This window comes from Longispora urticae, assembly GCF_053902585.1.
Genome location: NZ_JAQZSH010000041.1, coordinates 234,430 through 258,747, shown reverse-complemented (window position 1 = coordinate 258,747; position 24,318 = coordinate 234,430). Strand labels below are relative to the sequence as shown.

At 73.6% G+C, this 24,318-nt stretch carries 22 protein-coding genes; 10 read left to right on the top strand and 12 right to left on the bottom strand.

Going from position 1 to position 24,318, the window contains the following annotated elements; translation table 11 throughout:
* Positions 1 to 9 precede the first annotated feature (9 nt).
* The 4 genes from PT931_RS28895 to PT931_RS28880 all read right to left on the bottom strand — a co-directional run bounded on the left by PT931_RS28895 (position 10) and on the right by PT931_RS28880 (position 4,424).
* Positions 10 to 651: a hypothetical protein gene (locus tag PT931_RS28895; RefSeq protein WP_456248861.1), complete on the bottom strand. Its 642-nt coding sequence runs from the start codon at positions 649 to 651 to the stop codon at positions 10 to 12.
* Between the two features lie 232 nt (positions 652 to 883).
* Positions 884 to 2,332: a vWA domain-containing protein gene (locus PT931_RS28890; RefSeq protein ID WP_456248860.1), complete on the bottom strand. Its 1,449-nt coding sequence runs from the start codon at positions 2,330 to 2,332 to the stop codon at positions 884 to 886.
* A gap of 291 nt (positions 2,333 to 2,623) precedes the next feature.
* Positions 2,624 to 3,685, bottom strand: a complete 1,062-nt coding sequence (locus PT931_RS28885; RefSeq protein WP_456248859.1) for an ATP-binding protein — start codon at positions 3,683 to 3,685, stop codon at positions 2,624 to 2,626.
* Between the two features lie 73 nt (positions 3,686 to 3,758).
* Positions 3,759 to 4,424, bottom strand: a complete 666-nt coding sequence (locus PT931_RS28880) for a TetR/AcrR family transcriptional regulator (protein ID WP_456248858.1) — start codon at positions 4,422 to 4,424, stop codon at positions 3,759 to 3,761.
* A 71-nt stretch (positions 4,425 to 4,495) separates the two neighbouring features.
* Between PT931_RS28880 and PT931_RS28875 the strand changes: the two genes are divergently transcribed.
* Positions 4,496 to 6,118, top strand: a complete 1,623-nt coding sequence (locus PT931_RS28875; RefSeq protein WP_456248857.1) for an MFS transporter — start codon at positions 4,496 to 4,498, stop codon at positions 6,116 to 6,118.
* Positions 6,119 to 6,132: 14 nt separating this feature from the next.
* Here the strand turns inward: PT931_RS28875 and PT931_RS28870 are convergent, their stop codons facing one another.
* Positions 6,133 to 7,449 carry an MFS transporter gene (locus PT931_RS28870; RefSeq protein WP_456248856.1) on the bottom strand — a complete coding sequence of 439 codons (1,317 nt, stop codon included), beginning with the start codon at positions 7,447 to 7,449 and terminating at the stop codon, positions 6,133 to 6,135.
* A 286-nt stretch (positions 7,450 to 7,735) separates the two neighbouring features.
* Here PT931_RS28870 and PT931_RS28865 point away from each other — a divergent pair, with 286 nt between their 5' ends.
* The gene (locus PT931_RS28865; protein ID WP_456248855.1) at positions 7,736 to 8,632 is read left to right on the top strand and encodes a LysR family transcriptional regulator; all 897 of its coding nucleotides are present in this window, start codon (positions 7,736 to 7,738) and stop codon (positions 8,630 to 8,632) included.
* A 22-nt stretch (positions 8,633 to 8,654) separates the two neighbouring features.
* Here PT931_RS28865 and PT931_RS28860 read toward each other — a convergent pair whose 3' ends face one another.
* Entirely contained in the window at positions 8,655 to 9,011 is a 357-nt protein-coding gene (locus tag PT931_RS28860; RefSeq protein WP_456248854.1) for a hypothetical protein, read from the bottom strand.
* 363 nt (positions 9,012 to 9,374) lie between these two features.
* Between PT931_RS28860 and PT931_RS28855 the strand changes: the two genes are divergently transcribed.
* Both PT931_RS28855 and PT931_RS28850 read left to right on the top strand, forming a co-directional pair.
* Entirely contained in the window at positions 9,375 to 10,571 is a 1,197-nt protein-coding gene (locus PT931_RS28855; RefSeq protein WP_456248853.1) for a hypothetical protein, read from the top strand.
* Between the two features lie 20 nt (positions 10,572 to 10,591).
* Complete coding sequence (locus tag PT931_RS28850) at positions 10,592 to 11,500, top strand: inositol monophosphatase family protein (protein WP_456248852.1); 909 nt, start codon at positions 10,592 to 10,594, stop codon at positions 11,498 to 11,500.
* A gap of 153 nt (positions 11,501 to 11,653) precedes the next feature.
* On the opposite strand, the gene PT931_RS28845 is transcribed toward PT931_RS28850, so the two are convergent.
* Positions 11,654 to 13,069: an MFS transporter gene (locus PT931_RS28845; RefSeq protein ID WP_456248851.1), complete on the bottom strand. Its 1,416-nt coding sequence runs from the start codon at positions 13,067 to 13,069 to the stop codon at positions 11,654 to 11,656.
* Positions 13,070 to 13,149: 80 nt separating this feature from the next.
* Between PT931_RS28845 and PT931_RS28840 the strand changes: the two genes are divergently transcribed.
* Entirely contained in the window at positions 13,150 to 13,581 is a 432-nt protein-coding gene (locus tag PT931_RS28840) for a winged helix-turn-helix transcriptional regulator (protein ID WP_363723471.1), read from the top strand.
* A gap of 104 nt (positions 13,582 to 13,685) precedes the next feature.
* On the opposite strand, the gene PT931_RS28835 is transcribed toward PT931_RS28840, so the two are convergent.
* Complete coding sequence (locus PT931_RS28835) at positions 13,686 to 14,849, bottom strand: NAD(P)/FAD-dependent oxidoreductase (RefSeq protein ID WP_456248850.1); 1,164 nt, start codon at positions 14,847 to 14,849, stop codon at positions 13,686 to 13,688.
* On the bottom strand, positions 14,846 to 16,015 hold the full coding sequence (locus PT931_RS28830; RefSeq protein WP_456249000.1) for an MFS transporter: 1,170 nt from the start codon (positions 16,013 to 16,015) through the stop codon (positions 14,846 to 14,848). The genes PT931_RS28835 and PT931_RS28830 overlap by 4 nt, the downstream gene beginning before the upstream one ends.
* Positions 16,016 to 16,074: 59 nt before the next feature.
* Here PT931_RS28830 and PT931_RS28825 point away from each other — a divergent pair, with 59 nt between their 5' ends.
* Positions 16,075 to 16,821, top strand: a complete 747-nt coding sequence (locus tag PT931_RS28825) for an AraC family transcriptional regulator (protein WP_456248849.1) — start codon at positions 16,075 to 16,077, stop codon at positions 16,819 to 16,821.
* Positions 16,822 to 16,935: 114 nt separating this feature from the next.
* Here the strand turns inward: PT931_RS28825 and PT931_RS28820 are convergent, their stop codons facing one another.
* Positions 16,936 to 17,769, bottom strand: a complete 834-nt coding sequence (locus PT931_RS28820) for an alpha/beta fold hydrolase (RefSeq protein ID WP_456248848.1) — start codon at positions 17,767 to 17,769, stop codon at positions 16,936 to 16,938.
* Here PT931_RS28820 and PT931_RS28815 point away from each other — a divergent pair.
* The 4 genes from PT931_RS28815 (at position 17,768) to PT931_RS28800 (ending at position 21,149) form a co-directional block, all read left to right on the top strand.
* Positions 17,768 to 17,974, top strand: a complete 207-nt coding sequence (locus tag PT931_RS28815) for a putative leader peptide (protein WP_456248999.1) — start codon at positions 17,768 to 17,770, stop codon at positions 17,972 to 17,974. The two genes, PT931_RS28820 and PT931_RS28815, sit on opposite strands and share 2 nt — an antisense overlap.
* Positions 17,975 to 18,068: 94 nt before the next feature.
* Positions 18,069 to 19,484, top strand: coding sequence for a sulfatase family protein (locus PT931_RS28810; protein WP_456248847.1), 1,416 nt, complete (start codon positions 18,069 to 18,071; stop codon positions 19,482 to 19,484).
* A 224-nt stretch (positions 19,485 to 19,708) separates the two neighbouring features.
* The gene (locus tag PT931_RS28805; RefSeq protein WP_456248846.1) at positions 19,709 to 20,542 is read left to right on the top strand and encodes a formylglycine-generating enzyme family protein; all 834 of its coding nucleotides are present in this window, start codon (positions 19,709 to 19,711) and stop codon (positions 20,540 to 20,542) included.
* A gap of 58 nt (positions 20,543 to 20,600) precedes the next feature.
* Complete coding sequence (locus tag PT931_RS28800; RefSeq protein WP_456248845.1) at positions 20,601 to 21,149, top strand: histidine phosphatase family protein; 549 nt, start codon at positions 20,601 to 20,603, stop codon at positions 21,147 to 21,149.
* Between the two features lie 154 nt (positions 21,150 to 21,303).
* On the opposite strand, the gene PT931_RS28795 is transcribed toward PT931_RS28800, so the two are convergent.
* Both PT931_RS28795 and PT931_RS28790 read right to left on the bottom strand, forming a co-directional pair.
* Positions 21,304 to 22,689, bottom strand: coding sequence for a UDP-glucose dehydrogenase family protein (locus PT931_RS28795; RefSeq protein WP_456248844.1), 1,386 nt, complete (start codon positions 22,687 to 22,689; stop codon positions 21,304 to 21,306).
* A 146-nt stretch (positions 22,690 to 22,835) separates the two neighbouring features.
* Positions 22,836 to 24,281: a DHA2 family efflux MFS transporter permease subunit gene (locus PT931_RS28790; RefSeq protein WP_456248843.1), complete on the bottom strand. Its 1,446-nt coding sequence runs from the start codon at positions 24,279 to 24,281 to the stop codon at positions 22,836 to 22,838.
* Positions 24,282 to 24,318: the final 37 nt, after the last annotated feature.

Here is a 24,318-nt window from a genome sequence, read left to right as displayed (position 1 = left end):
CGTGTTGTGCTACCTCTGTCCGTGGGGCGGGAGACCGGCGTCGAGCACGGGGTCGAGAGGGGTGACCCAGAAGAACTCGCCGTCGGCGTCGTAGTCGAAGATCAGGGCCTTGCTGCCGGCACTGAACGCTTCCGTGCCGGGTTGGCGGACCTGGACGATGGCCGAGGAGCCGTCGTCGGACGTGACCTCGGCCTGGCCGAAGTCGGGCGTCACCCGGCCGGTGCGGATCACGCACGGCCGGCCGACGAAGTCGGTGCGGGAGGGGCCGTTGTCGGCCGGGAGCAGCCGGCGCAGCGGCGGGGCGAGGAGCCGGGTGACGGCCCAGCCGCAGGCCAGGGCCGCGAGGAGGGCGGCGAGGCCGGCCAGGAGCCCGGCAAGACCGGTGAGGCCCGCGGTCAGCACGGTGCCCACCAGGCTGACGAACCAGGCCACCAGGATCAGGACGGACAGCGCGACCATCGGCGGGATCCCGCCGAAGCCCAGCGTCGCCAGCGCGCCCGCGAACCCGCCGGCCGCGCCCGGATCGCCCTCCAGGGCGTCGGCGTCGGCGCCGCCGGCCACGACGAGCAGCCAGTAGCCGATGACGACGAGCAGGAGGAAACCGAAGATCACCGCTGGGAAACCGAGTGCCGCGTCGACAAACTCGATCATGAACCTACTTCCGTCGTGCAGCCCCGTTACAAAAACTATGACACGCAATGTCAATGACTATTGAGCTGCGAAAACGCACCCTCCACACCGGACTGTGATCATGGCGGCGCAGGCGAAACGAGGCATTCGCCGAACGTTCGGGCGGATGGCGATGATTGGGCGGCCCCCGTCATGTGTGTCCTGTTCGGCCCGGCGGCCGGCGGCCCCGGCACCGCCTGGCCCGGGAGCCGGTTCAGCGCAGCCGGAACACCGGGCCGCGCGGGGTGAACGGCAGCCGGGCGCCCGCCGGTACCAGGAAGGCGTGCTCGCGGCGGATCCGCACCACGTCGCAGCCGGCGTCGGTGATGACCAGGATCGGCCCGTCCGCCGGGAAGTCCTCCGCCCGTTCCAGGAGCCGGATCCCGGGCTGGAGCACCGTGCCGCCCCGGCCCCGGACCTTCACCCGGCCGGCGATCTCGGACACGGGCAGGTAGCCGGCGTCGTAGGCCGCCGCGTCGCAGAACACCACCCGGGCGGCGGGTACGTCGCGGGCGGTGGCGTAGGAGGCGATGGCGCCGAGGGCCTTGCCGAGCAGGGCGGGGTCCATGGAGCCGGAGGTGTCGAGTACCACTCCGAAGGTGTTCCTGCGTTCGAGGTCCTCGGGGCGCAGCCAGCCCGGGCGCGGGATGTCGGGGCTCGCGGACTGCCGGCGCGACATCCGGGCGTAGGACCGGCGCCGTTCCGGGGCGCGGACGTGCTCGTCGAACCAGCGGGCGAGCCGCGCGTCCCACGGCGGGGGCGGCTGGTCGAGCACCCGGATCTCGTCCACCAGCCCGCGCGGCAGCAGCCCCCGGCCCTGGGACTCGTGGAAGACGAGGCCGGTGAGCAGGGCGCGGCGGTAGTACTCGTCGAGGTCGACGCCGCGCGGCGGGGTGCCCACCCCGGACAGCACGTCGCCGAGCCCCCGGCCGCGCAGGGTGGCCAGCTTGCGGTACCGGCGCAGGTTCCTCGTGATCTGGTCGTAGACGGCCTCGGCGGACAGGCCGGCCAGCGCCGGGTCGTACAGCAGCCCGTCGGGCAGCTCGCCGACGGCCATCTCGACCAGCCAGCCGTTGATGACGAAATCGGAGGCCACATTCCACAGGTACGGGTCCCGGTGCGCGATCCGGTCCCCCGTCCGCAGCGCGGCGTGCAGCATCTCGTGGGCGAGCACGAACCGCCACTCCGGCTCGGACAGCCGGTGCAGCGGGTTGACGTAGATCTCGCCGGCCGCCGGGTCGATCGCGGCGACCGAGATCTCCCAGCCCCGGGCGAGCTCGGCGTCCGCGACGATCCGGAACTGCCCGGCCAGGGCCCCCAGCAGCGGGTACGAGGACACGAACCAGCCCCGGGCCCGCTCCCACGGCGTGGACCGGTCCGGCAGCCCGGCGCGGGAGTCGGTGCCCGCCGCGCGGACGGCCTCCGAGGCGGCGGCGACCAGCCCGAGGGCGAAGGCCTCCTGCCACCGGTGGGTCCGGGGCGGCCCCCAGCCCGGCGGCGGTTCGACCGCGTCGGACAGGTCGCAGAACCGGCCGCGGTACTCCGCCGGCACGCCCTCCAGCCGCCACCGCTCGGCGAGGCGCCCCTCGTCGGCCACGGGCAGCACGGCGGGCAGCGCGAACGGCGACCGGCCGAGCTTGAGCTCCCCCTGGAACCGGAGCACGGCGACGCAGCACGCGGCCCGGTACGCGTCGTCGAACGGGCGGGGGCGGTCGGCGTCGAGGTGGCCGAGGCCGAGGTGCAGCGCGCAGTGCGCGAGGACCCAGGCCCACTCGTCGGCGTCCGCGCGCCGGTGGTCGCTGGTCGTAGGCCAGCTCCCAGGGGTCGGGCTTCGCGGGCTTGCGGGCCACGTCAGGCCTCCTGACCGGTGGTCACAGTCGACGCCGCGGTCACAGCCGGGAACAGGCCGCGGGGCTCGATCGCGACACGGGCCCGGGGCGGCACGCCGGCCATGTCAGGACCGGGCCGCGACGAGGCGGGGCAGGTCGCGGCCGACCTCGACCAGGAACCACGTGGGGAGTACCGGCAGGCCGTCGGCGCCGGGTGCGATGACGAGCTGCGCGCACTCCTGGGACAGCTCCGCCAGCTCGACCAGCAGCCCCTTCGCCCGGTGCGAGAGCTGCCGAAGCCGGGCCGAGCCGTGCTCCCGGTCGGCGGGCAGCTCCTTGGCGAGGCGGGCCCGGAACGTCTCGGCCAGGAAGTACAGCAGGTCGCGGTCCTGGGGCGCGGCCGGCCAGCCGACGTCGCCGCGCAGGATCGCGTCCAGCCCGAACCGGTGCCGGACCACCTTCACGTACGCGGTGAACGCCGAGGCGTGCGGCGGGCTGAGCGCGCCGTTGGCCAGTACCCGGAGAATGTCCTCCCCGACGTCGTCGCCGTAGGAGTGCAGCAGGTCGGAGAGCATGTGCCAGCTGCGCGGGGTGGAGAACGGCTCCTCGGTCTTCGGCGGGTCCCGCCACAGCTGGTCGGGCCGCTCGGTCAGGTAGTCCACCACCCACGGGTGCACGCCCGCCGGCACGGCCCACGCCATCCAGTCGGCGGCCGACGCGCGCAGGTGCACGTGGATCAGCCGGTTGACCAGCGCGGACGCCATCGGCCGGGCGAGGGCGTTGTCGGTGGCCCGGTTGCCGGCGCCGATGACGATGGAGCCGGCCGGGAGTTCGTACCCGCCGATCCGGCGGTCCAGGATCAGCGAGTAGAAGGCCTTCTGCACCTCCGGGGCGGAGGAGTTGAGCTCGTCGAGGAAGAGGCAGTAGGGCTCGTCGCGCGCGATGGACTCCGGCGGCGCGAACCGGCTGCGCCCGTCGACCAGCTGCGGCACCCCGATCAGGTCCTCCGGGGCGAGCTGGGTGCCGACGAGGGTCACGCAGTCCAGGCCGAGGGAGGCGGCGAAGTCCCTGACCAGGGAGCTCTTGCCGATGCCGGGGGCGCCCCACACGAAGACGGGCCGGACCACGGCGGCGTGCAGCAGCACGTCGGGGAGCTGGCCCGGGGTGACGGTGATCGCGGAGTGCACGCGGCCTCGATTCTCGGTGGGGTCCCGAGTGTGGCAAGTGGCCGGTGGGGCCGGCGACCCGTTTTCGCCCCCGTCAGGCCGGCGGCAGGCGGGTGGCCAGGCCGTCGAGGATGCGTTCGAGGCCGTAGCCGAACCGGTCGTCCATCGTCGGTCCGGTCAGGTCGCCGGCCAGTTCCACCAGGTTCGGGAAGGAGTCCGCCGGCAGCGCGCGCAGCTGGTCGGCGACGGCCGAGGCGACCTCGCGCCGCCCCGCGCCCGTCGTCTCGGCGGCGGTCAACGGCGACTGTTCCTGCAGGACGAAACCCTGCACATAGGTACCGAGGAGATAGGTCGCCATCGTCGCGTCCGCGTCGGAGAACCCGGCCTCGCGCAGCCGGGACAGCTGGTCCTCGGCGAACCGCAGCATGTTCGGTCCGAGGCCGAACCGGCCCGCGATCACCTTGGCGGCGTCGCGCCGGTCGAGGAGGTGCCGGCGGTAGGCGGTGAAGTACTCCCGGAACTGGGCGCGCCAGTCCCCGCGCCGGGGCGGGGGCTCGGCGTCGGCCATCAGCGCGTCGGTGAGCAGGTCGAGGAGCTCCTCCTTGTTGCGGACGTGCCAGTACAGCGAGGCGGCCTTCACGTCGAGCTCGGCGGCCACCTTGCGCATGGACAGGCCGGCGACGCCCTCGCGGTCCAGGACCGCGACCGCGGCCCGGACCAGGGCGTCGCGGGTCAGTCCGGGCGTCGCTTCGGAATTCACGGTTGCAATCTAACACCGTTAGAGGCATCCTCTGCGGGGACCAACCATCTAACACCGTTAGGGACTCTCCGATGGAGGCTCGACGCAAGAGACTGGTGCTCGCCACGCTGTGCGGCACCATGTTCATGGCGATGCTCGACAACGTCATCGTCAACAACGCGCTCCCCCGGATCGGGCAGCAGCTGCACGCCGGGGTCGGCGGGCTCCAGTGGGTGGTCGAGGGCTACAGCCTCGTGTTCGCCGCCCTGCTGCTCACCGGCGGAACCCTCGGCGACCGGTACGGGCGGCGGCGGATCTTCCTGACCGGCCTCGTCCTGTTCACGGCGGGGTCGGCCGGTGCCGCGCTGTCCGGCTCGATCGGCACGCTGGTCGCCGCCCGGATGCTCCAGGGGCTCGGGGCGGCCCTGCTCACCCCGGGCAGCATGGCGATGCTGCGGCACGTGTTCACCGGGCCCCGGGAGCAGGCCCGCGCGATCGGGCTGTGGTCGGGGGTCTCGGCCCTGGGGCTCGCGGTCGGGCCGGTCGTCGGCGGGCCGATGGTCGAGGCGTTCGGCTGGGCCAGCGTGTTCTGGGTCAACGTCCCGGTCGGGATCGCGGCGCTGGCGCTCGGCCTGCGGGTACTCCCGGAGATGGCCACCCGGACGCGCCGCACCGACCTGCCCGGCGCCCGGGTCCGTCGGCTGGCCCTGCCCGGTGTCCGGGTCCGCACGTCGGACGCGCCCGGGGCTCCGGCCCGCACGCTGGACCTGCCCGGCGCCCGGGTCCGCACGCTGGACCTGCCCGGCCAGGTGCTCGCCGCCCTCGGCCTCGGCGGGCTCGTGTACGCGCTCGTCGAGGGCCCGGTGCGCGGCTGGACCGACCCGGTGGTCCTCGGCTGGGGCGCGTTCGCCCTGGTCACGCTGGCCGCGTTCGTCCTCGTCGAGCACCGGACCGCCGACCCGATGCTGGACCTGCGTTTCTTCCGCGACCGGGTCCTCACCGGGGCCGTGCTGTCCGGGTTCATGGTCACCTTCGGCGTCTTCGGGACCTCGTTCTTCCTGCCGCTGCTGCTCCAGGGCGTGATGGGCTGGACCCCGTCGGACGCCGGCCTGGCCGGGCTGCCCATGACGGCCATGATCGTGGTCGCCTCGCCGCTGTCCGGGGCGGTCGCCGCCCGGATCGGTCCCCGGTGGCCCGTGGTGACGGGCGTGGCCCTGTGCGCGGTCGCCCTCGCCGGCCTCTCCCTGTACGACGAGCACGCGCGCTACGCCCAGTACGTCTGGGTGCTGTGCGTGCTGGGCGCCGGCATGGGACTGACGTTCGCGCCGGTGTCCATCGCGGTACTGGGCAGGGTCGCCCCGGCCGAGGCGGGCATGGCCTCGGCCACCGTCAACATGCTGCGCGAACTGGGCGGGGTGGTGGGCGTCGCCGTCCTGGGCGCGGTGCTGTCCAGCCGGATGTCCGCCGCGCTGGCCGGTCCGCTGGGCGGCCTCGGGGTGCCGGAAAGCGAGCGGCAGCGGATCGCGGTCGGCGGCGCGGACCTGTCCGGACCGGTGCGCGCTGCGGCGGACGCGGCGTTCGTGGACGGCCTGCACCTGGCGCTGCGGGTCGGCGCGCTGGCGCTGCTGGCCACGGCGCTCCTGGCCGCGGTCCTGCTCCGCCCCGCGCCGAGGCCCGTGCGGGAGGCGACGCGGGCACCCGTACCCGTCGGATGATCGTGCTCTTCGGGTCAGGTCCCGGTCCTGCCGAACCAGAGCAGGACCGGGACCGCGCCCAGGGCCAGCACCACCGCCACGATCCGGTACCCGGTCGCCGTCGCGTGCGTGAAGTCCGCGCCCGGCGCGTTGAGCACCGTCCCGATCGTGGCCACCCCCAGCGCGCTGCCGAGCTCGCGCGCCGCCCCGTTGAGCCCCGACCCCATGCCGGCCCGCCCCGGCGGCAACGCCCCGATGATCCCCCCGGACAGCGCCGGCGTCGCCAGCCCCATCCCGACGGCCATCACGAGCAGGAACACCAGATACACGGGGTACGGGGTCCCCGCGTCCGCCGTCGACAACGCCCCCAGCCCCACGACCAGCGCCCCGAGCCCGACCCCGACCACCCGGCGCGCCCCGAACCGCGCGGCCAGCCGCACACTGCGCCGGGACACCACGAACATGGCGGCCGGCATCGGCAGGATCGCCAACCCGGTGAGCCCGGCGGAGAACCCGAGACTCGTCTGCAGGTACTGCGCGTTGACGTAGAACATCGCGAACAGCGCGAAGAAGCCCAGCCCCACGCCCAGGGTGCCGGACCGCAGCCGGGGCGCGGCGAACACCCGGGGATCCAGCAGCGGATGCGCGGCCCGGAGCTGGTGCCCGACGAACCCGGCGAACACCACGGCGGCCAGCCCGAACGCGCCCAGCACCTCCGGCGCGGACCAGCCGGCGACCGGTCCCTCGATGATGCCGTACAGCAGCGCGACCATCGCGGCCGTGAGCAGCCCCGAGCCGACCGGGTCGAGCGGCGCCGCGTGCCGGGGGACGCGCGGGGCGGTGCGGGCGACCAGTACCAGCAGAATGGCCGCCAGGGGCACCACGGTCCCGAACAGGCCGCGCCACGAGGACCACTGCACGATCAGGCCCCCGAACACGTTGCCGAGCATGCCCCCCACCCCGGTGGCGGCCGTCCAGGTGGCGATCACCCGGCCCCGCCCGGTCGGCGGGTACGCGGCCACGGCCAGCGACAGGGTCGCCGGCATCACGAGCGCGGCTCCGATCCCGGTGAGCACCCTGCCCACCAGCAGGACCGCGACGCCGGGCGCGACGGCCGACACCAGTCCGCCCGCGCCGAGGACCGCCAGGCCGACCAGCAGCGCGCCCTTGCGGCCGTACCGGTCGCCGGCCGCGCCCGCCGGGATCAGCAGGCAGGCGAAGACGAGGACGTAGGCGTCGACGATCCAGAGGAGGTGGGTGGGGCCGGGGTGCAGGGTGCTGGACCGCAGCGCCGGGATCGCGAGGTTGACGGCGGCGACGAGGGCCACGGTCAGGGCCACGCAGGCCGACATGACGGTCAGCACGGTTCCGGGTGCCGCGCCGGGGCGGGTCGCCGGTGGGGCGCCGGGGCCGGGCACGGGTGTCGTCGGGGGTGTCGCCTCGGCCTGGGTCGCGGGCGCCGCCCCGAGGCCGGGCGCAGGTGTCGCGTTGGCGCGGGCCGCCGGCGCCCTCTCTGGGCCGGGAGCTGCTGTCGTCGCGGGGTGAGTCCCGGGTGTCCTGGGTGGGGTCATGTTCCGAACGCTAGGCTCGGGGTGACATGACGGCAAATGCATGTTAGTTAAGCGAAGGTTTACCCAGATGCATTTAGACCTGAATCTCTTGATCGCCCTGGACGCGCTCCTGGAGGAGGAGAGCGTCGGCGGGGCCGCCGCGCGCCTGCACCTGTCCGCGCCGGCCATGAGCCGCACCCTGGGCCGGATCCGACGCGCGCTCGGCGACCCCGTGCTGGTCCGCGCCGGCCGGACCATGGTGCCCACACCCCGCGCGGTGGCGCTCCGTGCCGAGGTCCGCGCCCTGGTCCGACGCGCCCAGGCAGTGCTGGCCCCCGAGGGCGAACCCGACCTGTCCACCCTGGACCGCACGTTCACCGTGCAGGCCAACGACGCGGTGGTGGCGTCGATCGGCGGCCCGCTGCTCGCCGCGGCGTACGCGGCCGCCCCGCACGTGACGCTCCGGATGCGCGCCGAGGCCCCGGCCGACACCGCCGACCTGCGCGAGGGCCGGGTCGACCTGGAGATCGGCGTGATCGGCGAGCCCGGGCCGGAGATCCGCCGGGAGTTCCTGCTCGCCGACCGGATCATGGGCGTGGTGCGCGCCGGTCACCCGCTCGCGTCCGGTCGGATGACCCCGGCCCGGTTCGCGGCCGGCCTGCACCTGGTCACGTCGCGCCGCGGCCGGCTGTCCGGGCCGATCGACACGGCCCTCGCCGAACTGGGCCTGACCCGACGGGTACTCGCCGCCGCCCCGACCTACGCCACCTCGCTCATGCTGCTGCCCGGCACCGATCTGGTCGGGTCGATCGCGGGGCGGTTGTGCCGGCCGGCCGTCGCGGCGCTGGGCCTGGTGACGTTCCCGCTGCCCCTGGAGCTGCCCGCGTTGGAGATCTCCCAGGCATGGCACCCGAGGTACGACGCGGACGGGGCGCACCGGTGGCTGCGGGGGTTGGTGGCACAGGTGTTCGCAACCCTGGCCTGAAGGCAGGCAGCCCGTCGCCTTCTCAGTCCACGTATCCCCCGATCCGCACCGGTCCCGCCGCACCGTCGACCTGCCACGGATCCAGCCACAACACTTCGGAGCGGCCGCCGTGTCCGTGCACGCGCATCAGGTCGTCCAGCGACATGAAGACGCAGATCTGCCGCACTCCGGTCGTCGTCCCCAGCCACCGCAGCACCACAGTGTCGTCCGACCACGCGACACCGTCGGCCACCGTCCCGAGGCCGGATACTCCGCTGGGATCCTGCCAACGGCGCAGCAGGAACCGTCGCATCGGCTGCACGCCGGGCGCGACCTCCTGTCCGCGCAGCTCGGGCGTGGCCGGTTCCGTCGACCGGTTCGCTGAGCGATACTCACCCACCGTTGACCACCTCCGACACATCCTCGGCGAGACGCGCGGGTCCGCATGGCGCGGGCTGTCCTCGGCCCGATGTCACGGTGCATCCGACACACAATCCGTCAGCGCCCGGTCGGTGGACGTCCAGCACGAGCTCAGCCAGAAGGCGGATCACCGCCTTGATCGGTGACGTGGGAACCGCACCGTCGACAGTCCCACGCGCGTCGTCCGCGATCACCGCATTGCCCATCGCCTACCTCCAGAGTCCGTCGCCCGTTGACGCGGCCAGCCGCCCGGCCGTGTCCACAACCGTCGCAATTCCGGAACGCGCAACGCACCTGTCACGCGGAGGGCACCCGGTCGGATCTGTGGGCATTCCCTACCTGCGTGCCCGTCGCGCCGGAGCGGCATTGCCCATCCAAATGGGTAATCTGGAAGCTACGCGGCGATTCCTCGGTCCAGGAGGGTTCATTGGAGACACCGGTGCCGCAACGCACCAGCCCGCAGACCCGGGGACGGGAACTCGCACGTCAGGGCCAGCAGTTGTGGCAGGAGCTGGGATCGGTGCAGCGCGCGGCCGCCGAGCTGATGAACCGGCACCGGGACATCCCGAGCCTCCAGGCGTACCGGTACGCCGCAGGCCTCTCGCAGGATCAGGCAGCCGCCCGCTACAACCAGGTAGCCGACCACCAGACGAGTCTGGGCGGTACGACGATCAACGCGTGGGAGACCTGGGCCCGGGGCAGGGGCTCTGGTTCACCTCCGCCGTTCTCCAGCCTGCTGATCCTCGCCACCGCCTACGGGCGTGGTCCACTCAGCGTGGCCGACGAGGAAATCTCCCCCGGTGACCTGGTGGCTGAAGCCTACGAGCGGCTACCTCCGGAGGACCAGCTGTCGCTCAAGAGGTTCGCGGCCCACCGGCCTCCCACCCAGCGGACGGCCGCGCCGGATGTTGCGGCCTCGTCTGCCAGACACGGAACCACGATCGGCTCCGACTTCACGCTCGCCGTCCCGACAGTGGACAACGGAAATCCCTCGATCCGGGTGTTCACCCTGCCCAATCCGGAGCCCGGCCAGCTACTGGATCTCTCCTGGGAGACCTTCGGTTTCGGCATCGAGCGGCTCGCGCGCCAGATCAGGAATCTGGGAAGGCGCCTGGAGGTCGACGTCTGCTTCGGGATCAACGAGGCTGGCCTGGTCATGGCCACCTTCCTGGCCTCGGCGCAGTTCAGCCGTTGTGCCATCGGATACCTGAGGTGCAACAAGGTGCGCGACGACATCGCTCTCGACGCGGCCTCGTTCTACCCGGCAGCGGGCGAGGCGCCCACCATCCTGATCTGCGACTTCGAGGTCAAGCACGCTGACGTGGTCGGCTTCATCGCCCGCGAGATCCGTGAGCGCTACCCGGACGCCGCGCTGTACTTCGCCGTGTTCGGAGCGATGACCAAGGGCAGCGACCTGGATGTCGACAGTTTCGACGACCTGACAGGCGCGCGCATCATGAGGGCCGCCGACTTCTCGGCCGTGTTCATCGCGGCGACGATGAGCCCGCCCGGCATCGAACCCCCGCTCGAACTCCGGTAGCGACGTGAAGGTGACCTCCCATGGCTGACGACATCCCCGCCCTCGCGGACAGCACCGTCGACCTGGTCCGGCTCGTGATGGCCGAGGTGCGGCCGAAGCTGGTCCGGGCGGCGCTGACCGGCGAGCGGGGCGAGAGCGACAACCTCCGGCACGCCGACAACTTCCTGTCGGTGCACGACCTGTGGATGCACGACCGCTACCGGGAGCTGCTGAGCGAGGTGCTGCCCTCCTTCGTGTACGCCTCCGAGGAGGCTGAGCCCCAGGTCATCGGCCCGGACCCGGACCCGGATCTGTGCGTGCTGGTTGATCCGTTGGATACCAGCGAACTGGCCGTGCGGGGGCTGCACGGGTACACGCACGTCATGGTCTACTCCCGCGCGGCGAGGCGGCCGGTCGTGTCGGTGGTGGGCGACATCTTCCACCACTTCCAGGTGTACGTCGCCGCCCACGACGACGCCTTCGTGGTCACCTCCGACGGCGACAGACACCCCCTCCACCAGGGCCAGCCCCGGCGGCTACGGGAGGCACTGGTCACCAACTACCTGATGCGCCCCACCGAGCGCTTCGCGCCCCTCGCCCACCAGGTCCGCGTCCTGGAAGAGCTCGGTCAGCCCGGCGAGGACGGAAAGCGGGCCGGCCGGATCGGGGTGGACTTCGGGTCGGTGAGTCTGTGTCACGTCGCCGCCGGGTTCACCGACGCCACGGTGGAGTTCGCCAAGGGCTTCGCCATCTGGGACCTCGCCCCGGGTCACCACATCCTGCACGCCGCAGGTGGGGTGGTCCTCGACCTCGACGGCAATCCGCTGTCCCTCGACCACGGGCTGGACTCGTTGGCGGACATCGCCCGCGCGATGGACGGCCGGCGGACGTTCGTCGCGGCGGGGAGCCCGGCTGTAGCTCACGAGATCCTCGACCTCTTGGACAGGTAGGCGAGCGGGTCCAGCCGGTCCCGGAGCCGTCCACGGCACGGATGCAGGCGTCACCTGCCATCGCGCGACCAGGCTTGAACGAAGCAACGCACGCCACCCGCCCGGCTGGGGGCCCGCCCGTTGTCGGCACGGACCGGCCCCCGCACAGGACGGTCAGCGCGCGACCAGTTCCGGGGCCGGGGCCGCCGCCCGTCGCCGTAGTCCGGTTCCGATCACCAGGGCTGCCAGCACGGCGGCCGCCAAGGGGACGACCAGCGCCGTCCGGTATCCGTCGAGTAGTGCCCCCGGGGAGCCGTCCACCGTGGCCGCCACGTTCACGGCCGTGACCGCCGCCAGGCCGAGGGCCGTGCCGAACTGGAGCGACGTGTAGAGCAGCCCGCCGGCGAGGCCCTGTTCCTCCTCGGTGACCCCGTCGGCGCCGGCGATGGTGAGCGGGCCGTACACCAGGGAGAACGCCAGGCCGAGCAGCAGCATGGTGGGGAACATCGCCAGGTACGCCCAGTCGGCGCCGAGGGGCACGAACAGCGCGTAGCCGAGCGCCGCGAGGACGAGGCCGGCGAACACGACCCGGGAGTTGCCGAACCGGTGCACGAGGCGGGGCGTCAGGGTGGGGGCGAGGATCGCGTCCACGCCGACGGCCAGCAGGGCGAGGCTGGTGGCGAGGGTGGACCAGCCGCGGAGTTCGCGCAGGTAGAGCACCACGATGAACTGGAAGCCCGCGAAGCCGGCGATGAACAGCAGCCCGGCGAGGTTGGCGCGGACCAGGGCGGCGTTGCGCAGGATGCCGAACCGGACCAGGGGCGCGGCCGAGCGCCTCTCGATGACCACGAAGGCGGCGAACGCGGCCAGGGCGGCGGCGACCGTGCCGGCGGTCACCGGTGCGGGGGTGTGGCCGGCGCGTTCGACGGCGAGGACGGACAGCATGAGCGCCGCCGTCACGCTGACCGCCCCGGCGAGGTCGACGCCCCGGCCGTCGCGGGTGGGGCGGGGTGACCTGGGGAGGACGGCGAGGGCCGCGAGCAGCAGGACGGCCGAGAACAGGACCGGGGCGAAGAACACCCAGCGCCAGCCGAACGCGGTCAGGAGCCCGCCGATGACGAGGCCGAGGGAGAAGCCGCCGGCGGCCGTGCCGGCGTAGACGAGCAGGGCGCGGTTGCGGGGCGGGCCCTCCGGGACGGTCGTCGTGATGATGGACAGGCCGGCGGGGGCCATGAACGCGGCGGCCACGCCGGTGGCGAACCGGGCCAGTACGAGCATCCAGCTCTCGGTGGCCAGGCCGCCGAGTCCGGAGAAGTCCAGGAACACCACGAGCCAGAGCAGGAACATCCGGCGCCGGCCGAACAGGTCGGCCGCCCGGCCGCCGAGCAGCATGAAGCCGCCGTAGCCGAGGACGTAGGCGCTGATCACCCACTGGAGGGAGCCGGTGGACAGGTGCAGGTCGGCCCGGATCGAGGGCAGCGCGACGTTGAGCATGGCCACGTCGATGCCCTCGAGGAAGATGGCGCCGCACAGGACGAGCAGGACGCTCCAGGCGCGCGGGCTCATCCGGTCGGGTCGGGGTGATGGCATGGAACGGCTCCTCACGGTTACGTGTGGGAGGGTCGGTTCCCTCTTGTAACCATGACGATCGTGCGCCAGGATCGGGAGCTATGGAAGAAGGCACTTCGGCGGTACAGAGTTACTGCGAGGGAACCGACGACGACTACTCCGCGCGGCAGTGGGACGGCCGGGAGGGCTGCGAGGTGCGGCAGATCCTCGACCGGGTCGCCGACAAGTGGTCGCTGCTCGCCATCGCGTTGCTCGCCCGGCGCACCCTGCGGTTCACCGAGCTCAAGCGGGAGATCGACGGGATCAGCCAGCGGATGCTCACGGTCACGCTCCGGCAGTTGGAGCGCGACGGGCTGGTCCGGCGCACGGTGTACCCGGTGGTGCCGCCCCGGGTCGACTACGAGCTGACCCCGCTGGGCGGCACCCTGCACGAGACGATCCAGTCGCTGGTGAGATGGACCGAGGACCACCAGTCGGAGATCGCCGACGCCCGGGCGGACTACGACCGGCGGGCGGATCCGGTGGCGGTCTGAGGCCCGGGGCCGAGCGCCCGCCCCACGGCCAGCGGGGGCGCCGTCGCAGGTCACCGCCGACGCGGAGACGCCACCCAGGTCACCGCCGACGCGGAGACCCCGACTCAGGCGACCGTCGACGCGGGAACCGTCGCCGGGTCGGCGCGCCGGAGCAACTCCCCCGCGTCGTTGAGCGGCGGGTAGATGTACTCCTCGTTGATCCTGTTCTTGCGGTCCTTCGCCTCCTGCCCGACGTGCAGCACCGACCGCTCCCAACCCGTGGTGTACACCGCGCCGGCCGCGCCGAGGTCCAGGCACGTCACGTACGGGTTGGCCCGGAACGGGGCGAGCGGCAGCCCGAGCAGGTCCGCGGCGGCGTTGGCCCCGGCCCGTTTGCCGGTCTGGATGGCGTGCTGGCAGCTCTGGGTGACCAGGTGCGCGTCCCCTGCCGGTGCGGCGGCGGTGTCGCCGGCCGCGTAGACCGTCGGGGTGCCCTCGATCCGCAGGTACGGGTCGACGTGCAGGCGGCCGAGGTGGTCGCGGGGCGCGTCGAACTGGGCGGTGAGCGCGCTGGCCCGCTGACCGGCGGTCCACACGACGGTGTCGGCGGGCAGGGTCGTGCCGTCGGACAGGTCCACATGCGACCGGCCGACCTGCCGCACGGTGACGCCCAGCCGGAGTTCGACGCCGAGGCGGGCGAGGGCGTCGAGGGCCACCGGGCGCGGGCCGGGGCCGAGGTCCGGGGCGAGGACGAGGGCGCGTTCGACGAGGACCACCCTCGGGTCCGGTCCGATGGCTCTGAGCCGGTGGACCAGTTCGGTCGCGAGTTCCAGGCCGGTGAAGCCCGCCCCGACGACGACCGCCGTGGTCCTGCGGAGTCCGGCCAGGCCGTGCAGGTGCGTGTCGAGGGCGGCCGCCGCGCCGATGGTGTCGATGTCGTGCAGGTACCCGGCGCCCGGCACGTCGGGGGTGACGAGGTGGCTGCCGCTGGCCAGGACGAGGCGGTCGAAGGCGTACGTCGTGGCGCCGGCGTGGACCTGTCCGGCCGCGACGTCGATCCCGGTCACGGCCGCCCGCTGGTGGTCGACGCCGATCGGGCCGAGGACGTGCGCCAACGGCACCCGCATCGCGGCCGGGTTCGCCTGGTACAGCCGCGGGCGCAGCACCAGGTCCGGCCCGGGGCTGACGACGGCGATCTCCAGGTCGTCCGCCGCCAGGTGGCGGACCCGGGCCGCCGCCGCTGCCGCCCACACCCCGGCGAAGCCGCCGCCGACAATGACCAGTCTCATCGCTGTAGCTCCCTGCTCGTCGTGGCGAACGCCATCGGTCGGGGCTCCGGCAGCCGGCGGGACAGCGCCCAGGCCAGCGCCGGAAGGATCGTCAGGGTGGCGAGGGCCGTGGGCAGCGACCATGCCTGCGCCATCGCGCCGAGGACGGGCGCGGTGAGGCCGCCGACGCTGACGGCGAGCCCGAGGGTGAGCCCGCTCGCCGTGCCGACCCGGTGCGGCAGGTAGTCCTGCCCGAGGGTGACGTGCAGCGAGAACGGCACGTACGCGCAGACGCCGACCGCGGCGACGAACAGGTACACCGCCGGCCCCGGGGTGCACGCGACGCCGGCGAGCGCCACGACGGTGGCGGCGTAGGCCGGCCGGACCACGCGCACCCGGCCGTACCGGTCGGCCAGGCGTCCACCGAGGAGGGTGCCGAGAGCTCCGGCGCCGAACAGCACCACCAGGGCCACGGCCCCCGCCGCCGGGCCGCCGTGCACGCGCTGCTGGACGTGCACCGCCAGGAACGTGCTCAGGCCGAACACCACGACCGACCGGCAGACCACCAGGGCCGACAGCCGCAGGAAGGATCCCCAGTCCCCGGTTCCGCCGGGCCCCCGGGTCGGGCCCCCGGCGGGCGCGGCGCCGACTCCGCGCAGGCAGGCGACCGTGACGAGCGCGCAGAGCACCGCCGGGATCCCCAGCCACACCGTCCCCGGGAGCCCGGCGCCGGCCACGACCGGGGTGACCGCGAGCGGGGCGAGGGCGAAGCCGACCGTGCCGCCCAGCGAGAACCAGCTCATGCCGACGTGGCTGCCCCGGGTCGCCAGGCGTGCGAGCCGCGCCGACTCGGGGTGGTAGGCCGCGACGCCGAGCCCGGACAGCGCCACGGCGGTCCAGGTCCAGGCGTAGGACTCCCCCAGGCCGGAGCACGCGATGCCCAGGCCCGCGAGGGTCATGCCGGCGGGCACGAGCGCGGGCAGCGGGCGGCGGTCGGTCAGCCAGCCGAACACGGGCTGCGCCAGCGAGGACAGCACGGCGGCGGCCAGCGCGACGCCGGCCGCCGCGACGTACCCGTAGTGCCGCTGGGTGATCCAGAACGGCACGAGCGCCGGCACCGCGCCCTGATACAGGTCATTGACGGCGTGCCCGGCCACCAGCACCGGCACCCGCCACGATCGGATCATCCCCACCCGTCGATCCTGGGCCGGGCCGGGTCAGCGGGCTTCCGATAAACTGCCAGATGATGTCGACTTCACGCCACTCTCCGATCGGTACCGTCCGCCGCGCGCTACCGGCCGGCGCGTCGATCGACCCGCACCACCACGACGAGCACCAGATCGTCTACGCCAGCCGGGGCGTGCTCTCGATCGTCACCCCGGCCGGTACGTGGGTCGCGCCGACCGACCGCGCCCTGTGGATCCCGGCGGGCACCACGCACGAACACCGCGCGTACGGCCGCACCGACCTCAACACCGTCGGCATCGCCCTCGCGGACGGGCCGCCGGAGCTGACCGGCCCGGCGGTGCTCGCCGTCGGCCCCCTGTTCCGCGAGCTGATCGTCGCGTTCACCTCCGACGGGTACGGGGGCCCGCAGCGCGAACGGCTCTACCGGGTCCTCCTCGACCAGGTCCGGCACGCGCCCCACCAGCCGATCCACCTGCCCGCCGCGCGCGACCCCCGGCTCGTCGAACTGTGCGCGCTGCTGCTCGCCGACCCTGCCGACGACCGGACGCTCGCCGAACTGGGTCACCAGGTCGGCTCCAGTGCGCGCACGCTCAGCCGACTGTTCGGCGTCGACCTGGGCATGACGTTCCCGCAGTGGCGCACCCAGGTCCGGCTGCACCGGGCGCTCGTCCTGCTCGCCGAGGGCGGCTCCGTCACCCAGGTCGCGCACCGCTGCGGGTGGGCGACGCCGAGCGCGTTCATTGACGTGTTCCGGCGCACGCTCGGCTACACGCCCGGCAGGGCACCGGTGCGGCGCGACCCGTGAAGGACGGGGCGGCGACCGCGCCGGGCCGGACGCCCCGCCCCGTCAACGACCCGCGCCCGGCCGGTTCCCCACCCGGTCAGACGTCCGCAGGCCAGTCCCCCGGACAACCATCGCCTAGGCGGCCACCAGCCAGCGCAGCAACCCCGGCGTGGCGTCGAAGTGCCCCGCGTGCCCGGCACCCTCCTCCACCGTCAACTCGGCCCCCGGGATCCGCCCGGCGAGCCACCGCCCGTGCGCCGCCGGCACCAACATGTCCAGCGCGCCGTGCCACATCCGTACCCGACGGGTGATCGTGCCCGGGTCGAAGCCCCACGGCTCCCCGAACAGCGCGACCACGTCGTCCACCCAGCCGCCCAGCCCGGGCCGCACGGCCTCCGCGAACGCCGGCCCGACCATGCCGCCGATCTCCGGCCGGGCGAGGACCGCGCGTTCGATCTCCGGGAGCGGGGGCAGCGCCGCCGAGCCGACGGCCGTCAGGTGGGTCTCCACCGCCGCGCGCCCGCGCAGGGCCGCGCCGGCGCTGACCTGGTTGCCGTCGGTCATGCCCGCCGTCCAGTCCAGCCCGGTCGCGTCGCGGGGCGCGAGGCTGGCCAGGGTGCCGATCCGGGTGACCCGGTCGGGCAGGAGGGCCGCGCAGGCGAGGGCGTGCGGCGCGCCGCCGGAGACGCCGAAGACGGCGAACCGGTCGAGGTCGAGCGCGTCGGCGATGGCGGCGACGTCGGCGGCCGCGTCGCGTACCCGTCGGGTGGGGTGCGGGGTGGAGGCGCCGAAGCCGGGGCGGTCGTAGGTGACCAGGCGGATGCCGAGTTCGGCGAACAGCGCGTCGTCGGGGTAGCGGGCCAGGCGGCTCATCGGGCTGCCGTGCAGGGAGAACACCGGGGTGCCGCCGGGGACACCCCACTCCTCGACGGCGAGGGTCCGGCCGGCCGTGGTGATCACTGTGCGCATGGCCGCGAACGTAGCCGGCGGATCCGGCGACCCGCGAGTCGATCTGCTGACGGCAGAATGGCCGGCGCGGGCTGACACCACCCTGACACGGAACGTGTTGACTCCGCCGACCCGCAATCCCTACCATTCCAGTATGGAATTGGTGGAGCCGCTCGTGGCCCGCCTGCACGTCGATCTGCGACGGCAGGCCAGCGCCCTCTGTTAGGGCGCCGGTTCCGCACCCCGCACGGCCTTCCGCCCGCACCCCCGCACGGCCCTCCCGCTACCTCCGTCTGCCCACGATGAGGAGCCACTCCACCATGCCCGCTATCAGACGACGCGACTTCCTCGCCGGAACCGCCGCGGTCACCGCCGCCGGCCTGACCGCATTCGCCCACCCCGACGACGCCCGGGCCGCCGAGCCCGGAACCGTCGCCGCCCGGCCCAACATCCTGGTCATCGTCACCGACGACCAGCCCCTGCACACCGCCTGGGCCACCCCGAAGACCCTCGACTGGATCGCGGGCGAGGGCGTGATCTACGCCAACGGGTACGCGGCGACCCCGCTCTGCGCGCCGTCGCGGTCCTCGATCTTCTCGGGGCGGTACGCGCACAACCACGGGGTGCTCGACAACGGGCACCCGCACAAGCTGGACCAGCAGGCGACGGTGCAGCGGTACCTGAAGCAGGCCGGCTACCGCACCGGGCTGTACGGCAAGTACCTCAACGCGTGGAACGTCGCCGACAACCCGCCGCACTTCGACGAGTTCGCGCTGCTGGACCCGGTGGCCTACAACGACGGGCAGTACAACGTCAACGGCACCGTGCGGACCATCGCCGGGTACTCGACGACGGTCCTCAAGGACCAGGCGTTGCAGTTCCTCCAGCGGAGCACCACCGACCAGCGGCCCTGGTTCCTGTACGTCGCCCCGAAGGCCCCGCACGGCCCGAACACCCCGGAGCCGAAGTACGCGAACACGGCCGTGCCCGCGTGGAACGGCCGGCCGTCGGTGCCGGAGGGCAACCGGGCGGACAAACCGCAGTACATCAAGGACGCGACGGGTACGCTCGCCGACGGCCAGGCCATCCGCACCGCCCAGCTGCGCACCCTGCTCTCGGTGGACGACGCCGTGCAGGCGCTGCGCGACAAGCTCGCCGCGCTCGGCCAGCTCGACAACACCCTCGTCTTCTACATCGGCGACAACGGGTACGGCTGGGCCGACCACGGCTGGACCAAGAAGTCGGTGCCGTACAGCCCCTCGATCAAGGTGCCGTTCTACGTGTCCTGGCCGGCCGGCGGCCTCAACTCCGGGGCCACCTCGCAGCGGCTGGTCGCGAACATCGACATCGCGCCCACGATCCTCGACGCGGCCGGGATCACGCCGCCCGCACCGCTCGACGGCAGGTCGCTGCTGTCCGGGCCGGCCCGGGACCGGATCCTCACCGAGTGGTGGAAGTCGGGAACCGGGGCCGGCGGGCCGCACACGTGGTCCTCGCACGTGACGGCGACGACGCAGTACACCGAGTACCGGGCCCTGCACACCGACGGCGCCGGCAACCCGGTCGGCACCGGCAACCTGCTGTTCCGCGAGTACTACGACCTGACCGCCGACCCGCACCAGCTCACGAACCTGCTGTACCAGGCGACGCCCGCCCAGGAGCAGGCGCTGGGCATCCCGGCCCTGGCCGCCCAGCTCGCCGCCGACCGGCAGAGCTCCGGGGCGTCCGCGCCGTGATCCATGGTCTCCGCCCACCCGGCCCCGGCACCGGGTGGGCGGCCCCACCGCCCTGTTGCGCCCCGGCGGCCGTCGACGGGGGCGCCGGGGAACCCGCTCCCGCCAGTGCGCAAGGCGGTCGCGGCCCGTCGCTCCTCGCGTCGCCCGTCACGCGGCGGGAGTCCACCCCGCGTCCAGGGCCCAACGCCGACGGCGACTCCGCCAGCGCGGCCGTCATCGGGACGGTGTCCGGACCACTGGCGGAGGTGGAGCTGGTCTCGTTGCCGGGTGGGCGGTTCCTGATGGGCACCGACGACGCCGAAGGGGCCCCGGACGACGGCGAGGGCCCGGTGCGCGCCGTCACGGTCGGGCCGTTCGCGATCGCGGCGACGACGGTCACGGTCGCGGAGTTCGCCGGGTTCGTGGCCGACACCGGGCACGTGACGGACGCCGAGCGCTTCGGGTACTCCTACGTCTTCGACGGCTCCCCCCGGGCACGCCGGGGCACTCCCCTGCCGGGCGCGCCCTGGTGGCACGGTGTCGGCGGCGCGACGTGGCGCACCCCGGGCGGGCTGGACTCCACAGTGGATGAAGACCACCCCGTCACCCACGTCTCCTGGCACGACGCGATGGCCTACTGCGCCTGGTCCGGCACCCGGCTGCCCACGGAGGCCGAATGGGAGTACGCGGCGCGCGGCGGCCTGGAGCAGCGCCGCTACCCGTGGGGCGACGAGCTGGACCACGACCGGTGCAACATCTGGCGGGGCGTGTTCCCGGTGCTGCACCTGGGGCCGTACCGGGGAACGGCGCCGGCCCGCTCGTACCCGCCGAATGGTTTCGGTCTGTTCCAGGTCTCCGGGAACGTGTGGGAGTGGTGTGCCGACTGGTTCAGCGCCGACTTCCACGTCACCGGGCCGCGTGCCGATCCGGTGGGGCCGGCGGCGGGCACGGCGCGGGTGATGCGGGGCGGTTCGCACCTGTGCCACCGGTCCTACTGCAACCGGTACCGGGTCGCGGCGCGGTCGGCCAACACCCCGGACAGCTCTACGGGCAACATCGGCTTCCGGGTGGCCCGCTGACCCGGGCGTGCGCCGAAATTGGGTCGCCCGCGCCGCCCACACCCGGCAGGCTGGCCGCATGACTGTGTTCCACCTGGTCCAGCACGGCGAGAAGGCCCGCACCCCCGGCGACCCCGGCCTCACCGACCTGGGCCACCGGCACGCCGCCCTGACCGGCGCGCACCTGCGCGGCGCCGGCCTCACCGCCGTCTACAGCAGCGACCTGCTCCGGGCCCGCCAGACCGCCGGGGCGGTGGCTGACGCGTGCGGCCTGACGACCACGGTCGACCGCCGGGTCCGCGAACGGATGAACTGGGACGGCGCCCAGCCGATCGCGGAGTTCCTCGCCGACTGGGAACGCAGCGTCCGCGACCGGGAGTTCACGCCGGTCAGCGGCGACTCCTCGCACGCGGCCGGCGAGCGGTTCCGCGCGTTCCTGCTGGAGCTGGCCGGCGCGCCGGGCCCGGTGGCGGTGGCCACCCACGGCGGCGTGACCGTGGACCTGCTGCGCACCCTCAGCGCGGACGTGCCCGACGAGCTGCTCTGGGAGGGCGTCCCGTCCTGCGCGATCACCACCCTGGACGACCTGACCGTCCTCGACATCGCCTCCCGCCGCCACCTCACCTGAAAGACCCCCATCGGGGTACGGGGTCCCGCGCGCCGGCCGGCGGGCGCGCCATCGGCGGGGAACGGTCGACGCGCCGGCCGGGGCGATGCCAGGGGGCCGCGGTCCGGCCGGGGCGCCGACCAGAGACCGACGGCGCCCCGGCCGGGGGCCGTGTCTAGGAGGCCGTCGGCGTCGACCGGCCCGCCATCGACAGGTAGCGGTAACCGAGCTGGGTGAGCCGGGCCGGGTCGAGGGCGTGCCGGCCGTCGAGCAGCACCGGGGTCCGCATCAGGCCGACGAACTTCGCCCAGTCCAGCTCCAGGTACTGCGACCACTCGGTCACCAGGACCACCGCGTCGCTGTCGTCGAAGACCTCGTCGACGGTGTCGGCCAGGAACGGGGCCAGCTCGGGCTGTTCGATCCGGAACCGCTCGGCGGCCACCGGGTCGTGCAGCTTCACCCGGGCGCCCCGGGCGATCAGCCGCTCGGCGATGTGGATGGCCGGGGCGTCGCGCAGGTCGTCGGTCTGCGGCTTGAAGGCCAGGCCCAGCAGTCCGATCTTGCGGCCCTTGATGATCTGCAGCTCGTCGAGGAGCTTGTCGACCACGGACTCGCGCTGCCGATCGTTGACCTCGCGGGCGGCCCGGACGATCGGCATGTCGTGGTGGTACTCCTCGGCCGTCGCGATCAGCGCCGCGGTGTCCTTGCCGAAGCACGAGCCGCCCCAGCCGACGCCCGGCTGGAGGAAGCGCGAACCGATCCGGGCGTCGAGGCCGGTGCCCCGGGCCACCTGGATGATGTCGGCGCCCACCTTGCCGGCGAGCCGCCCGATCTCGTTGATGTAGCTGATCTTCAGCGCGAGGAAGGCGTTCGCCGCGTACTTGATCAGCTCCGCCGACGCGAGGTCCGTGGCCACCAGCGCGACCGCGCCCACCCCGTCCGGCCGGGCCAGGAAGGACGGCGGCGTGAACGACTGGTCCAGGATGGGCCGGTAGAGCCGGTTGAGCACCTCGAGGCTGCGCGGGTCGTCGGAGCCGATCACGATCCGGTCCGGGTACAGGGTGTCGTGGATCGCCGAGCCCTCGCGGAGGAACTCCGGGTTGGACGCCACCGCGAACTCGCCGTCCGCGCGCCGGCCGTGCAGCTCCTCGAAGGACTCCCGCAGGATCGCGTCGACCCAGTTGCCGCTGCCGATCGGCACGGTGGACTTGTTGACCACGACCGTGAACGCGCCGTCGACGCTCTGGCCGACGCTCGCGGCCGCCTTGCGCAGGAACCGCAGGTCGGGGCTCCCGTCGGGCAGCGAGGGCGTCTGGACGGCGATGAACACGACGTCCGCCCCGCCGACGCCCTCGGCGTAGTCGGTGGTGAACCGGAGCCGGTCGCCGGCCTCGGCCAGCAGGTCCTCCAGGAAGGGTTCGTAGATGGGGGAACGCCCGCCGCGCAACATCTCGATCTTCGCGTGATCCAGGTCGAGGCACGTCACCTCGTGGCCCAGGAAGGCCAGACTGGCGCCCGTCGTGAGGCCGACGTATCCCGTTCCAACGACACAAACCTTCACTGCGCGCCTCCAAGTCAGGAAGCGTCCGATGGTACCTGCGCCGGACGGCAACCGCCGGCACCGACTGTCACCTGACCAGCACTCAGGGGAGTCGGCCGGAGCCAACTCCCCTGCTCACCCGTGCGGGGACGTCTTCCGCAGGCCGGTCAGCCCGCGTGCACCGGGACCTTCTCGACCCCGGCCGGCGCGACCGCCCCCGTCGGCCGCAGCAGGACCGCCGCCAGGACGGTCGCCGCCGCCACGATCCCCACCCCGATCCCGAACGCCAGGTGGTACCCGCCGGTGAGCGCCGCCCGCGGGTCCGCCCCGCCGGCGAGCAGCTCGTCGGTCCGCGCGGTGGCCAGGGTCAGCAGCACGGCGAGCCCGAAGGCGCCACCCACCTGCTGCGTCGTGTTCACCAGCCCGGACGCGATCCCGGAGTCCTCGGGCCGGGTGCCGGACATCGCCAGCGTGGCCACCGCCGGCAGCGCCAGGCCCACCCCGAGTCCGAGGAGGAGCATCGACGGGAGCAGGTCGGCGACGTACGTGCCGTCGACGGGGAGGCGGGCCAGCAGGACGAAGCCCGCGCCGATCAGCGGCAGGCCGACGAGGGACACGGTCCGCGCGCCGAACCGGGTGATCAGCCGGGCGGAGAGCCCGAGGGCGACGAGCCCGATCGCGGCCGTGACGGGCAGGAAGGACACGCCGGTCTCCAGGGAGCTGAAGCCGAGGACCTGCTGCACGTACAGCGCGACCGGGATCTGGAAGCCGAACATGGCCGCGACCATGAGCGCCTGGACGGCGTTGCCGACCGTGACCTGGCGGGACCGGAAGATCCGGAGCGGCAGCAGCGGGTTGCCGGCCCGGGCCTGGCGGAGGACGAACGCCGCGAGCAGGGCCACGGACAGCGCGCCGAGGGCGGCGGTCGCGGCCGGGCCCTGTTCGGCGGACCGGACGATCGTGTAGATGGCGAGCATCAGGCCCGAGGTGCCGAGGACGGCGCCGAGGATGTCGGCGCCCGCGCCGAGCCCGATGCCCCGGTCCGGGGCGACCAGGCGGGTGGCCAGCAGGGTGGCGATCCCGATCGGGAGGTTCACGAGGAAGATCCAGTGCCAGGTGAGGGCCTGGGTGAGGACGCCGCCGCCGAGCACACCGAGGGAGGCTCCGGCGGCGCCCACGAAGCTGTAGACGCCGATGGCCCGGGCGGTCTCCTCAGGCGTGTCGAACATGGTGACGAGCATGCCGAGGATGACGGCGGAGGTCATGGCCCCGCCGACGCCCTGGACGAACCGGGCGGCGACCAGCAGGCCCTGGCTGTCGGCGAGCCCGCAGAGCAGGGACGCGAGGGTGAACACGACCAGGCCGAGGGCGAACATCCGGCGCCGGCCGATCAGGTCGCCGAGCCGGCCGGCGAGGAGCAGCAGGCCGCCGAAGGGGATCAGGTAGGCGTTGACGACCCAGCCGAGGCCGGACTGGGTGAAGCCGAGGTCGTGCCGGATGGCCGGCAGCGCGACGTTCACGATGGTCGCGTCAAGAATGATCATGAGCTGCCCGACGCACAGGACGAGGAGCGCGAGCCAACGGGCACGGTGGGACTGGACGGTCTGGGACATCGGGGGTCGCCTCCTGGTGACGAAGTCTCAGGAGTGA

What these genes read in the sequence shown, in the direction of transcription:
- PT931_RS28895 (WP_456248861.1), bottom strand. Translation starts at nt 651, where the DNA reads ATGATCGAGTTTGTCGACGCGGCACTCGGTTTCCCAGCGGTGATCTTC.
- PT931_RS28875 (WP_456248857.1), top strand. Translation starts at nt 4,496, where the DNA reads ATGGAGGCTCGACGCAAGAGACTGGTGCTCGCCACGCTGTGCGGCACC.
- PT931_RS28870 (WP_456248856.1), bottom strand. Translation starts at nt 7,449, where the DNA reads ATGTCGGCCTGCGTGGCCCTGACCGTGGCCCTCGTCGCCGCCGTCAAC.
- PT931_RS28865 (WP_456248855.1), top strand. Translation starts at nt 7,736, where the DNA reads ATGCATTTAGACCTGAATCTCTTGATCGCCCTGGACGCGCTCCTGGAG.
- PT931_RS28850 (WP_456248852.1), top strand. Translation starts at nt 10,592, where the DNA reads ATGGCTGACGACATCCCCGCCCTCGCGGACAGCACCGTCGACCTGGTC.
- PT931_RS28845 (WP_456248851.1), bottom strand. Translation starts at nt 13,069, where the DNA reads ATGCCATCACCCCGACCCGACCGGATGAGCCCGCGCGCCTGGAGCGTC.
- PT931_RS28840 (WP_363723471.1), top strand. Translation starts at nt 13,150, where the DNA reads ATGGAAGAAGGCACTTCGGCGGTACAGAGTTACTGCGAGGGAACCGAC.
- PT931_RS28835 (WP_456248850.1), bottom strand. Translation starts at nt 14,849, where the DNA reads ATGAGACTGGTCATTGTCGGCGGCGGCTTCGCCGGGGTGTGGGCGGCA.
- PT931_RS28830 (WP_456249000.1), bottom strand. Translation starts at nt 16,015, where the DNA reads ATGATCCGATCGTGGCGGGTGCCGGTGCTGGTGGCCGGGCACGCCGTC.
- PT931_RS28825 (WP_456248849.1), top strand. Translation starts at nt 16,075, where the DNA reads ATGTCGACTTCACGCCACTCTCCGATCGGTACCGTCCGCCGCGCGCTA.
- PT931_RS28815 (WP_456248999.1), top strand. Translation starts at nt 17,768, where the DNA reads ATGGCCGCGAACGTAGCCGGCGGATCCGGCGACCCGCGAGTCGATCTG.
- PT931_RS28820 (WP_456248848.1), bottom strand. Translation starts at nt 17,769, where the DNA reads ATGCGCACAGTGATCACCACGGCCGGCCGGACCCTCGCCGTCGAGGAG.
- PT931_RS28810 (WP_456248847.1), top strand. Translation starts at nt 18,069, where the DNA reads ATGCCCGCTATCAGACGACGCGACTTCCTCGCCGGAACCGCCGCGGTC.
- PT931_RS28800 (WP_456248845.1), top strand. Translation starts at nt 20,601, where the DNA reads ATGACTGTGTTCCACCTGGTCCAGCACGGCGAGAAGGCCCGCACCCCC.
- PT931_RS28790 (WP_456248843.1), bottom strand. Translation starts at nt 24,281, where the DNA reads ATGTCCCAGACCGTCCAGTCCCACCGTGCCCGTTGGCTCGCGCTCCTC.